The following is an 11,122-nucleotide window of genomic DNA, read 5'->3' as shown; positions in this document are numbered from 1 at the left end:
TTAAATTTGCATCACTAATTCAATAAAACGAATCAGAAAAGCGAAAGTAGCTCAGTTGGTAGAGCGCGACCTTGCCAAGGTCGAGGTCGCGGGTTCGAACCCCGTCTTTCGCTCGAAAGAAGAAATCCTTCAAGAGACGTTGCGCCCGCAACGTCTTTTCTTTATAGAATTGGACCGGCGCAAGCCGTCCATGCCGGGGTGGTGAAACTGGTAGACACGCAAGACTTAAAATCTTGTGTCCATTAGGACGTGCGGGTTCAAGTCCCGCCCCTGGTACTTTAAACCCTTGTAAGTCTCTGATTTGCAAGGGTTTTTACTTTTTTAGGTGTCAGATTTGGTGTCACTTTTATTTAAAATTCGGAAAGGTAAACTTCAGTCCTTTCAATCCTGCCTAAGTAATTGCTAAAACTTATATTTTGAATAGTTTATTTATTATAGTTACCTTTTACCTGTGCTTTGGTAATTGAAAACCAATTTTATAAAGATTTATAATAATAAATTTAAATATGGCAGAAGAAGATTTCGAAGAAGAGATATTAAGGGACAATCAGGAAATTGCAGAAGATATTGAAGAATTTAATCCTGCAGATATTGTTGTTTATTCTAGAGATTGGACAATTGAGACAATATGCTCTCAAATAAAAAATGGAAATATAGATCTTAATCCTAAGTTCCAAAGAAGAAATGCATGGACAGATGAAAAAAGAAGTAAATTAATTGAATCAATTTTAATAGGGTATCCTATACCCGAAATAGTTCTTGCAGAAGATCCCAAAAAGAAAAAATCATTTATTGTTATAGATGGGAAGCAGCGACTTCTAACCTTAGCAGGATTCGTTGAACATGAAGCGTACGAATATTGGGTTAAGCCTAAGCTTGTATTATTAAAGATTCGTTCCGACTTAAATAATGTAACATATAATGACATGGAAAGTGAAGCAAGCCTCTCAAATGAGCTAAGAGAATTCCATAATGCATCATTACGTTGTACAATAATTACGAATTTTAAGAAAAATGATATTTTATATGATATATTTTATCGGTTAAATTCAGGTTCTGTGCCTCTTTCAACTCAAGAGCTACGGCAAGTACTTAATAGAGGTGAATTTTCTAACTACCTAGTTAGTGTTACAGATACAAAACAACCACTTCATTCTGTTTTAAATCTTGAAGGTCCTGATAAAAGACTTAGAGACACAGAAATATTATTAAGACTTTTTGCATTCTGTTTATATTCTTCTTCCTATCAAGGTAACTTGAAAAAGTTTCTTGATGAAAAAATGGCATTAATAAATGATAATTGGGCTGAATTGAATAGAGATATTAGTCAAGTATATATCAGCATTAACAAAAGTATTGAATTTCTTAAAATTCTTTTTGGGGATTATAAAAAAATAGGTAGAAAGGCAACGGCTGATGGTTTTGAATCTCGATTTAATAGAGTTCTTTTTGAGGTTCAAATTTTTTATTTTTCTAAGATGGAGGCTAATGTTATAAATCCAGAAAATACATTTGTGAATGATTTTAGAAGATTGTGTGTCGGAGATCCAGAATTTAGAAGTTCTATAGAATCAACTACAAAAACGATTGAAAGCTACAAAATTCGCTATAGTAAGTTTGAAAGTCTTATTAACACCTCATTTGGAAAAGAAATAAATATCAATCCATTCAAGTAGTGTAATTATATGGACTTTAATGAAGTTTTTAATCAGTTGGAAGAATACATCAATGGAATTAAATCAAAATTTATTAATGCTCATTTAGAAAATTCTTTAGCTTCACCAGATGAATACGATCTAGATGTAAAATCTTATTGTATTCTTTGCCATGCTGCTTTTGAGGAATTTGTAGAAATAATTTCCCTACAAGTAATGTCAAAATGTATAAAAAGGTATTTAACTGAATCAAGAGTTTCTAAACCTTTAATAACATTAATGCATTTTAAGGGAAATTATTCTAATTATTTAGAAAAGGATTTAGAGCCGACAGTTGAAAAGGTTTTTGATTATAATAGAAGAATATTAAATGATTTGAAGGCTACCTTTTCACAAGAAATCTTTAATAATCATGGGGTATCTTCAAAATATTTGCGGAAATTATTAATGCCTGTGTCTATAGATATTCCAGAAAATGTAAACTGGACAAATTCATTAGAAAAACTAGCTAATGCAAGGGGGGCTTATGCTCATAAGTTTTTAGAGCAAGGTCGTGTACAACAAAGCTTGGAACCTGAAGAAGCAAACACAATAGTGTCTGATTGTTTAGAAATGTGTAAAGAATTAAAAAATAGGGCAATAACGGTTCTAGCATAACCATTTAGATCTTTTATAGTTACGGTTTCAGTAAGACTTATTAAAAAGGTCTAAGAATTGAACAACTTACTTAGCCATTCAATTCTTAGACCTTTTTTTATTATCTAAATTACCTAGACTTAATTAGTGTGAGTATTTTTTTTGGTACTCGATAAATTGTAGACAAACAAATGCCATTTTGGTTTTATCTGACAATCTCCCTTTTATTCTTAAGTCTTTTAAGCTTTTTATTCCTAAAGAAAGCAAAGAACCGAAAATTAAGTATGAAAGCATTTTTGAGAGTTCTCCTACTGAAAATACCTCTTTTTCAACAATCCTATACGTTCCTATATAATCTCCTTCCAAATAGATTGCTATTATTTTAAAACGCTCAAATCTAATAGAATCCTGAACAATGGTAAATAATAGATTAGAAGGGTTATATACTAAGTGATCTTTATAGACATATATTGAATCCATTACTTTACTGCTCCTTTTCTTTTTAAATCACATTCACTTGGCTGAAAGTCAGAAAGTATTTCGCCAGTTTGAGTATTTACCCAATTGGAAAAATTTTCCATCCATTCAAATTCTACTTCATCTACCCAAGCTTCTGTTTTATCATTTGTTTTGTTTTCTGAGGGTTTCATCTCTTGATGGGCAACAAACCCAAAAGGCTGGAATGCTCGTCTATTGGTAAGATTTTGAAAAATAGTATCTAGTGCAGCCGGCGTAATAAATTTATCTTTTGAAGAATTAGAAGTGAGTTTAGTAAAGTATTTAAAAAGCTCCTTTACAGATTTCTCATCAGCTTTCTTGAAATCTTGGAATTGTGGATCTGCAGTTAGTTGTTTTCTGAACTCCCTAAATTCCTCTAACTGGATATACTTACTTTTGGAAATGCCACTATTTACTTTATTCTGGATGCAAGTCATTAGGCTTTTTAAAGTTTGCTTGCAAACTCCTTCATTAAACTTGAAAATTCATTTTTCAATTATGCTCTCAGCAGATAAGCCACTTTCAAGGACAAAATGGAAATGAGGGTGATAGGTATTTTCGGTTCTATTATAAGTTATTTCCAGTTTTCTTATACCTATTAGGTTCCGACCTGCTTTTCTTTCTGAATCTTTGATTTCAGTAAAATACTTATGCATTTTATCTAAAGTATCTTTCAACTTTTCGGCAGTACAGTTTTTAACCGTAAGCGTAAGAAATACCTTTTCCTTCCAAGAATCTAAGGTAAGACCGTACTTCTGGATAAGTTGAGCAGTTCGGATTCTGTTACAGATTAAGCACCATCTATTTTTACAAAATTTAGATTTTGCCTCTGTGCCACTAACTATAATCCTATGGGAGCAATGAAAGGTATCCCAATATTTATCCTTTAAAGAAGTTTTTAAGTTAGCTAAAGCAATTGCTATATTATTATTGAAAAATTTCGCCCTGGCTCTCTTAGTTAGTTTCTCCCTGTTGTACTCACAACTTCTATCAAACACAATAACTTCGGAACCTAATTCCGAAGTTATTTCTAATTTATCAAGAGAAACCTTTTTAGGGGAACAATCAGGGCTAGGTACGCTTTTACACTTTTCCTGATTGTTAGATTTTAAAGAATCCTTAAACCCAGTTTTGACTACTTTTGTTGGAATTACATTCGGAGCAGGTTTAGAGGATGCACATGGCTTTTTAGATGGTTTTTTATTGGTTTCCATAACGTTACCTCCTTGCAGCTTTTAGAAGTTGGGGATTTTGGGAGGTAACCAGTTTGAGTTCTGATTTAAGAAAAAAAACTCGTCTGGTTTTGGGTAATTGGTGATAAGGTATTAACCCTTTCTTTTTCCAATCAATTAAAGTAGCCTCACTTATACCAAGCTGAGAAGCCGCTTCTTTTTGGGTAAGCTTGTCATTAGGGATTTCTTTCTCTTGTTGAGGTTGAATTAAGCTAGTTTCAGCAATACAATCTTTAATAATTTGCTTGAAGTCCTTTAGCCTTAAAGGGATTAAAATAAGTTGTTCCATTAGCTATAAATTTTGATTATAGCCGAAAGGTTAAATAGATTAATGTATAAATATAGGGGGGTTAGTAAATTTGGTAGCGAGAGTCAGGGGTAAATGGCTTATAATCAAGAAGATTATTTTTACTAAGTTTTTGCTTCTGAGTAGCGTATTGATATGCGCTATCTCTTGCTATTTTAATATATTGAAGTACGAAGTCAACAATTTCCTCATAAGTAGAAGTTATATTTCTTCTTTCTTTCAACTGTCCTAATAATTGAGGGAAACTATTTTTTACTTTTCCTTTCCAATTAAAGTTATATTCTTTAGTAAAATTAGGCAATTTGTATCTATTGGAAAAGTTAAAGTTTGCATAAACAAAAGATTCTATGTCATCTAACTCAATAACACCAATCCTTATTAAATAAGTAAATCCATTGATTAAGTACTTTGGATCAGCAGAATATTTTAGTTTTGTTTTATTATCTAAATCAAAAGTTTTTATCCAAGATTCTTCTATAAGTTCTTTATCATATTCAGGTTTTTGGGAAATAAACTCCTTGTAGTTAATTATGGCTGGATGGCTTAAATCAAGTATTTTAACTAACCTTTCTTGGATTAGCTGATTATAAATTTTTTGCAATTTGTTCTCCCTTCGTCCAAAAGGACTAAACTCAATAAGGGAGTTTAAAAAATCATTAGCTTTTTGTAAATAAGCTATTTCAATCTTTATTAATTGTTTTACTCCATCATTAATCTGATTTGGATTTATATTAAGAAAAAAGGAATAACTTACTAAATCCGCCCACATTAATAAGATCTTTCCTTGAACAAGTTCTGGTTTACCTTCAAGTTTATTGATGTTAAAAATCCTTCTACCATGATTAAGAATAAATGTAACAACATTCTTTGTCATCTGAATATTCATTTGAGTTCTATGCAATGAGGCTTAAACTACTAATATACAGAACTAAGACAAAGGTGTTACACTTTAAATCTTTACCTTATCAATAAAGTGAACTTTGGATTTAGATTCTATTTCCCTGTTAAAGTCGCTGAAACAGCTTTTGCAATTTCTAAAATTTAAAGCTTCAAGTATAGTTAAATCAAATTCCTTTTTATCCAAGAATTCTTTAACACATATTTGAATAATTATTTCATTTATAGGTTTAATGAATTTTATATCAATTTCATTTAGAATCTTCTTAACCTCATAATCATCTAAATCAGTGGGATTGTATCTAATAGGAGCTCTAGAAAACTTGAGGAAGGATTTCTCTTTGAAATGTTCTAACACCTTCATCTTTTGCTCTTCTTCAAAATATTTTTTAGCATCATCAAGATATTTTTCTATTAACTCTTTTAGTTCCTCTAAAGTGAAATTTTCAAATGATTCGACTCCAGAGTTTTCCTTAATTACTTCATCAAAATCAGAAGTGTCTAAATTTAAATCAGGATATTTTAGGTTAAAATACTTAATGCATTTTTCTATATATGTTTTTCTATCAACTTGGAAAAGTGTTTTATTTTCATTTCCCCATATCTTGAGTTCTTTAACTATTTTCTTTTCCCTAACTTTTTGAGGAATGTATATATTTTCAAACCTGGACTGTAAGTATTTACATTCTGGAGTTTTATGAAAAGCAGGAGGAAATTCATATATAAAAGTATCAGTTTCTTTCCATTGCACTAGTTCATTTTCAATAAACCTTTTGGGATCTTTAAAAAAAAGATAAAAAGTAGTGATATTATCTATATTTGTTTTGTTGAGGTAAAAATACTTTTTCTTAAAGTGGTTCTTTGTTGGGCTTTGAACCTCTTTCCCATTAATGTTTTTTAGAACTGATAATATTTTTGCTTTGGTTAAATAGATCATCTATACAAATACTTTAATTTTAAAATCCTAATATATATAATGCAAAATATGTGCAACATTTTCATTATTAATATATATTTAAATAGAATTATTTTGTTAAACAATCATTTTCTATTGTTCCAAGCATTATTCGACTCTTCCTTTAAGTATTCATCCGCGAATTTTACATATCGCTGAAAATTTTTATCTTTTTTATGGCCAGTAATCTTTTTTACTATTGATTCATTTAAGCCAAAGATTAAGGAGTTTGTTGTAAAAGTTTTCCGAGCAGTGTGAGAGGTTATAAGTTCATACTTAGGTACTGTTTTTTCAATCGCTTTTCCTCCAGAATAAGAGGTAACAGTTATTAATTCATCTATGCCAGCCAGTTTGCAAACTTCCTTTATATAAGAGTTAAATTTTTGAGCGGAGATTATAGGAAGGGGATTAGGGTAATCTTGGTATTTGTTCAGTATCGCTAAAGCAAAATCATTTAAAGGAATCTTTTGAAATTGCCTTGTCTTAATTATGGTTTTCTGGATTTCCCCATTTTTAATATGCTCTCTTCCTAAATCGAATAAATCGGAAAACCTTAAGCCGGTAAAGCAACCAAAGCAATAAACGTCTCTAACCTGTTCAAGCCTTTTACTATTAAATTCAAATTCATAAAGCTGAAATAGTTCTTTTTCGTAAAGGCAGATAATATCTCCTTCACGTTCAATAGTTGAGAATTTCTTATAAGCTTGGTTTTCGTTATACCCTCTATCAGCAGCCCATCCTAAAAATGCTTTTAACCTGTTTATTAAAGTAGAAAAGTAGTTATCTTTTACTTGCTTCTCCTTAAAGGCATAAGTACGTAATTTATCAAACCAGTCAAGCGTTACATTGTCGAATCGGATAGGAAGATTTGAATCATTTTGGAAGCCCTTCAAGAAGTTTATAGTAGTAACGTAGCCCATTATTGTTCTTTTCGCTTTAAGAGGCTTGTTCGCCTCAATAAACTCCTTAAAACAGGTAAAAAAATCTTTAGCCTTAGGTTGTGCGCTAAACTTGTTGTTTAGCTGGCTTTCTACATATTCTTTGGTTAATGGTATTCCATTTAGTAATGCATGATTAAAGATGTCTTGAACCTTCTTCTCCGTACTATCTAGGATAGTATTAAATTCAGCATGATTATTATAAGGTTCGCCTTTTAATGGTGGTTTTATCCGCTGAGCCTTTTCTATCCAGTGTTTTTCCTTAAGCTTGGCCTTGGTTGCTTTTCGTATCCGAATGCCATTAAAGTTTAAAACCATCCAAACCGGAATAAGCCCTTTGGAGTCTTTCTTCTGGTGGTTAAGGGTAAAGTTAATACTTGCCATAGTGGGGGAAGAGGTTATTAAAGGTTAAAAAAAATCACCTGCACTATTTTGATGAAAGGTAAGTATCGTGTAATAGGTTTTAAAAAGATCAAAATAGGTGGCAGATTTGGTGTCATTTTTATAGTTAAAAATGACTTAAACTCACTGAAGTGAGTTTAAGAACCCCTCAAATATGGCTTAAATGCATGAAATTTAAAAGGATTTAAGTAAGTTAAAGAAGTATGGTAGTCCCGCCCCTGGTACTTTTTAGAATGCGAAAGGCCTTGTAAGTCAATAACTTGCAAGGCCTTTCGCATTCTAAGTAACTAATGAGTAACAAAATAAAAGTTTTTCTATTAAGAATTAAAATATAACCTTCTAACTTGTTCTCAAGATAGTATACAATTATTTTTATATATTTTGGTTAGTTCCTGCTTATAGCTTAATGAAATTCTTAAACCAAAACCATCCTTTTAAATCATAGAACTGGTAGTATAATACTCATCTACTACTGGTCCTTTTTTTACTGGTCCTTTTTTAATAATAGGTAATTCTGAAAATAGAGTTTGAACAATAGGTTTAAAAAGTTTTAAATATAACTGAATATGCAATGAAGCTTCCATTTGAGGATTGGTTAGAAGACCAAAAGAATTTACCAGAATTGGCAATTAATGTTTTAAGAGAATCTATTATTTGTTATAAGGCTGGTGCATATAGAGGCTCGATGATTCTTACTTTTACTGGATTTCAATTAATATTAAAGAATAGAATATAATAGCTTCAGAGCCCAATGGTTTAATAAACCAACATTGGTCTAATTTAAAAATCAAAATTGGTAAAGGAGATGAATGGGATCACTATCTTTCTTCTAGTATTATCCCCTGTGGCCAACTAGGCAAAGTTATTTTTGAACTCAGTGAGGATATTAAACAACAGTATACCTATTGGAAAAACAGAAGAAATGATGCAGCCCATTCTAAAAAAAATAAAATCCATAACTCACACATAGAATCATTTTGGTTGTTTTTAGAAAGTAACCTGCCCAAGGTTGCAATTATAGGATCTCAGCAAGGTATTTTCAATAAAATTAAAGAATACTTTGATTTGAATTCAACAGAAAATGGGCTAGTTATGAGTTTTTAATAAAAAAAATTCCTAAAGCAATAGATTTACAAAATATCGAATTTTTTTAGGGAATGTAAAGAATATTTTAAGAGATTCTAATAGGCCCCTTCAACAAAGGGTATCATTTTTTAATGCTTTATTGGGTATTGAAGATATAGCAGGTGAATGTCTTAATTTTTATTTGAGAGAAGAAAACTTAAAAATTTTATATGAAATCGTTCAAGCTTTTCCTGGAAGGTTTACCTAAACATTAAAAGAAAAAAGTTTGTTAGGAGGGCTTACATAGAATGGATTTTTCAAGATTACTCTATGGGTAATTTTGATCTATTTATATCCATAATAAAATTTAAATTGATTCCAGCGAAGGAATTAGACGATGTGCAATTGAGTTTGTTTTATCGTTGGTACAAATTATATAAAGTAAATAATAGCTTTTTGCCTTTGGGTGAAAGGTTACAAGAATTTAAAACTTACATAAAGCCTATTTGGCTAATCAGGGTTATTCATATTACTAGTGATCTTGATAGAGCAAATAAGATAAGTAATAGAGAGTTTATTAAAGATTTTATATATGTTATGGGATTGGATAAAGAGATAGTTTCTCATTTAAGCGATGTGTTTAGTCAAAGCTATCCGCCTTATGGACTTTACGACACTTTACATAAATTTTTTAAAAATCCTGACAATATATCCTATAAGGAGCAATTAATTAAATTAACAACTGTAAATAATCTAAAAATACCTAAAAAATGGATTGAGATTTAAGTTTAATCAAAAGACGTGATTACCTTTTAAGGCATAAATATTGAAAAATTTTGGTATTAAAATAACCTAGAACCTTAAGGATTATTCTTTTTTGAATAATGATTGGTATTTGTTTAAATCATCCTAGCAAGTTCTTTTCTTAGACTTAGTGGCATAGAAGCAAAGCTCCAGCGAATGCAATCAGCCATTTCCTGCTTTTCTCTTAGTTTACTAGTTCTGAAGGAGCCGTTGAGTTCTCTTAACTTTGTAAAAGCCACTATCCCACATTTTATAGAATAATTCTAAAATCCTTCCCACCTGTCATTATCAATCTTACCTATATTAATTCTAAAATTTAATGTCCTACAAAAAAGAAAAACCAAATAGTCTAGTATTATTCAAATATACTTTTTACTTTAACCGATAAAACCTACAGCTTTTAAATATATTAGGTATGAAGGAATCTTTAAATTAGCATTTGTTGGTTTAGCCATTCGTCTTTTACTGACCCTCGCCGTTTTTTGTAGTTCTGCTTTTATCCCAAACCTGAATTCTTGTTTTGAGTTTATTCATTCACCTTTACCCTAATAGCTTGTTGGTATTCTTAGGTCCAAATGCCAATGAACAAAAATGATTAAAATGGAGGATAATTATAGCTCTAAATTGTCATTTTAACTTTTTGCCTTTTAGATCACCTCATATCTTTTTCCTTGACGGCTATAGATTAGAAAAGGGCAAGAAAGTCTTTTGCTTCAGATTCCCTCTCAAAAACAACTAGAGCTTTCTAAGTTGTTAGCCGGTTTTTTTTACCATCGCAGAATATTGCACTTATACATTCACTTTGTTTTACTTTTAAAACCAATCATTTATGAAAAAGTTATTTGTAGTTATTGGTGCAGCCTTTATTCTATTAAGCTGTGATAAAGAAGCTGTTGTTGAACCTAAACAATCTTTGGTTAGTACTTCTGCTGATATTAGGACAGCAAAAGTAAACAAGCAAGAAATACAAACATTAATCCGAAGTTGGGCTGAATGGGTTTATGGTAGAAATAGCTCAGTAGCCCCCTTTCTTGACCCAAATGGTAGTTTGCAGGATCTTAATCAACCTTTTACAAGCGGCGTTTTCATGCTTGGGGGAGGATCTTCTCCTGAACCAGTTACTAGAACTGTTACTATCAGTTTAAGCCAATACCAATTTGTGTTTGTTCCATTGGTAGTACTAACCGGTTTTTTTAACCAATGTATTCCCGGATCTTATCCAAACAATCCCGAAGCATATTTTCAAAGTCAGTTCAAAGAAGGTTTAAATGGTCCCAAAGATTTAACTCTACTTTGGGATGATGTTTCTCTTTTATCAACTAAGCAAAAAGATGCCAGGACCAATTCAGGATTATTTAATTTCCATGTTGATCCAAGTTATTTTTTTGAGTCCAATCAATGTTTAGAAGACTTTAAAAGTTTAAGTGTTGTTTATGCGGATGGATATTGGGCAAAGATTCCTTTGACTCTTGGTACTCATACTTTAACTGTAGGAGGTAATTTTGATTTAAGAAGGTTTAAATACGAGTTTTCAAATATGGTGAACTATACTATTCATGTGGTTGAATAAAGTTTTAAAAGATTTGTTGATTTTTCTATAATCTCCCCTAATAAGGCATCCTTATTAGGGGAGATTATAGATATCTAATTTAAATAAATAAATGCAAAAGTTGAACAGGTATAATGTCTTTTAAACTATAGCTTCCTGACAGTCTACTACCAGGGAATAATTT

At 31.0% G+C, this 11,122-nt stretch carries 12 protein-coding genes and 2 tRNA genes; 6 read left to right on the top strand and 8 right to left on the bottom strand.

The features are described from left to right. The first annotated feature begins 40 nt into the window (after window positions 1-40). The 4 genes from HUW48_RS22290 to HUW48_RS22275 all read left to right on the top strand — a co-directional run bounded on the left by HUW48_RS22290 (window position 41) and on the right by HUW48_RS22275 (window position 2,312). Window positions 41-113: transfer RNA gene (locus HUW48_RS22290), tRNA-Gly, on the top strand. A 79-nt stretch (window positions 114-192) separates the two neighbouring features. Beyond that, window positions 193-276 (top strand) — tRNA-Leu (locus HUW48_RS22285). A gap of 230 nt (window positions 277-506) precedes the next feature. Further along, the gene (locus tag HUW48_RS22280) at window positions 507-1,676 is read left to right on the top strand and encodes a DUF262 domain-containing protein (RefSeq protein WP_182413030.1); all 1,170 of its coding nucleotides are present in this window, start codon (window positions 507-509) and stop codon (window positions 1,674-1,676) included. A gap of 9 nt (window positions 1,677-1,685) precedes the next feature. After that, window positions 1,686-2,312 carry a HEPN domain-containing protein gene (locus HUW48_RS22275; RefSeq protein WP_182413029.1) on the top strand — a complete coding sequence of 209 codons (627 nt, stop codon included), beginning with the start codon at window positions 1,686-1,688 and terminating at the stop codon, window positions 2,310-2,312. Between the two features lie 123 nt (window positions 2,313-2,435). Here HUW48_RS22275 and HUW48_RS22270 read toward each other — a convergent pair whose 3' ends face one another. From HUW48_RS22270 to HUW48_RS22235, 8 genes are all read right to left on the bottom strand, one after another. Then, window positions 2,436-2,771 carry a hypothetical protein gene (locus tag HUW48_RS22270; RefSeq protein ID WP_182413028.1) on the bottom strand — a complete coding sequence of 112 codons (336 nt, stop codon included), beginning with the start codon at window positions 2,769-2,771 and terminating at the stop codon, window positions 2,436-2,438. Next, entirely contained in the window at window positions 2,771-3,226 is a 456-nt protein-coding gene (locus HUW48_RS22265) for a hypothetical protein (protein WP_182413027.1), read from the bottom strand. Before HUW48_RS22265 ends, HUW48_RS22270 begins: the two co-directional genes overlap by 1 nt. A gap of 48 nt (window positions 3,227-3,274) precedes the next feature. Then, on the bottom strand, window positions 3,275-4,003 hold the full coding sequence (locus HUW48_RS22260) for a protein rep (protein WP_182413026.1): 729 nt from the start codon (window positions 4,001-4,003) through the stop codon (window positions 3,275-3,277). Window positions 4,004-4,007: 4 nt separating this feature from the next. Continuing rightward, window positions 4,008-4,310, bottom strand: a complete 303-nt coding sequence (locus tag HUW48_RS22255; RefSeq protein WP_182413025.1) for a helix-turn-helix domain-containing protein — start codon at window positions 4,308-4,310, stop codon at window positions 4,008-4,010. Window positions 4,311-4,371: 61 nt separating this feature from the next. Further along, entirely contained in the window at window positions 4,372-5,202 is an 831-nt protein-coding gene (locus HUW48_RS22250) for a hypothetical protein (protein WP_182413024.1), read from the bottom strand. 75 nt (window positions 5,203-5,277) lie between these two features. Continuing rightward, complete coding sequence (locus tag HUW48_RS22245) at window positions 5,278-6,162, bottom strand: hypothetical protein (RefSeq protein WP_182413023.1); 885 nt, start codon at window positions 6,160-6,162, stop codon at window positions 5,278-5,280. A gap of 104 nt (window positions 6,163-6,266) precedes the next feature. Beyond that, window positions 6,267-7,502, bottom strand: coding sequence for a site-specific integrase (locus tag HUW48_RS22240; protein WP_182413022.1), 1,236 nt, complete (start codon window positions 7,500-7,502; stop codon window positions 6,267-6,269). 452 nt (window positions 7,503-7,954) lie between these two features. Next, window positions 7,955-8,104, bottom strand: a complete 150-nt coding sequence (locus tag HUW48_RS22235; RefSeq protein ID WP_182413021.1) for a hypothetical protein — start codon at window positions 8,102-8,104, stop codon at window positions 7,955-7,957. 811 nt (window positions 8,105-8,915) lie between these two features. Here HUW48_RS22235 and HUW48_RS22230 point away from each other — a divergent pair. Further along, complete coding sequence (locus HUW48_RS22230; protein ID WP_182413020.1) at window positions 8,916-9,371, top strand: hypothetical protein; 456 nt, start codon at window positions 8,916-8,918, stop codon at window positions 9,369-9,371. Window positions 9,372-10,218: 847 nt separating this feature from the next. Further along, window positions 10,219-10,959, top strand: a complete 741-nt coding sequence (locus HUW48_RS22225; RefSeq protein ID WP_182413019.1) for a hypothetical protein — start codon at window positions 10,219-10,221, stop codon at window positions 10,957-10,959. The last annotated feature ends 163 nt before the right edge of the window (window positions 10,960-11,122 follow it).

Source organism: Adhaeribacter radiodurans (assembly GCF_014075995.1).
GTDB lineage: Bacteria > Bacteroidota > Bacteroidia > Cytophagales > Hymenobacteraceae > Adhaeribacter > Adhaeribacter radiodurans.
This window is presented reverse-complemented; position numbering and strand designations above follow the sequence as displayed.

What these genes read in the sequence shown, in the direction of transcription:
- HUW48_RS22235 (WP_182413021.1), bottom strand. Translation starts at nt 8,104, where the DNA reads ATGGAAGCTTCATTGCATATTCAGTTATATTTAAAACTTTTTAAACCT.
- HUW48_RS22230 (WP_182413020.1), top strand. Translation starts at nt 8,916, where the DNA reads ATGGGTAATTTTGATCTATTTATATCCATAATAAAATTTAAATTGATT.
- HUW48_RS22225 (WP_182413019.1), top strand. Translation starts at nt 10,219, where the DNA reads ATGAAAAAGTTATTTGTAGTTATTGGTGCAGCCTTTATTCTATTAAGC.
- HUW48_RS22270 (WP_182413028.1), bottom strand. Translation starts at nt 2,771, where the DNA reads ATGGATTCAATATATGTCTATAAAGATCACTTAGTATATAACCCTTCT.
- HUW48_RS22255 (WP_182413025.1), bottom strand. Translation starts at nt 4,310, where the DNA reads ATGGAACAACTTATTTTAATCCCTTTAAGGCTAAAGGACTTCAAGCAA.
- HUW48_RS22275 (WP_182413029.1), top strand. Translation starts at nt 1,686, where the DNA reads ATGGACTTTAATGAAGTTTTTAATCAGTTGGAAGAATACATCAATGGA.
- HUW48_RS22240 (WP_182413022.1), bottom strand. Translation starts at nt 7,502, where the DNA reads ATGGCAAGTATTAACTTTACCCTTAACCACCAGAAGAAAGACTCCAAA.
- HUW48_RS22250 (WP_182413024.1), bottom strand. Translation starts at nt 5,202, where the DNA reads ATGACAAAGAATGTTGTTACATTTATTCTTAATCATGGTAGAAGGATT.
- HUW48_RS22265 (WP_182413027.1), bottom strand. Translation starts at nt 3,226, where the DNA reads ATGACTTGCATCCAGAATAAAGTAAATAGTGGCATTTCCAAAAGTAAG.
- HUW48_RS22260 (WP_182413026.1), bottom strand. Translation starts at nt 4,003, where the DNA reads ATGGAAACCAATAAAAAACCATCTAAAAAGCCATGTGCATCCTCTAAA.
- HUW48_RS22245 (WP_182413023.1), bottom strand. Translation starts at nt 6,162, where the DNA reads ATGATCTATTTAACCAAAGCAAAAATATTATCAGTTCTAAAAAACATT.
- HUW48_RS22280 (WP_182413030.1), top strand. Translation starts at nt 507, where the DNA reads ATGGCAGAAGAAGATTTCGAAGAAGAGATATTAAGGGACAATCAGGAA.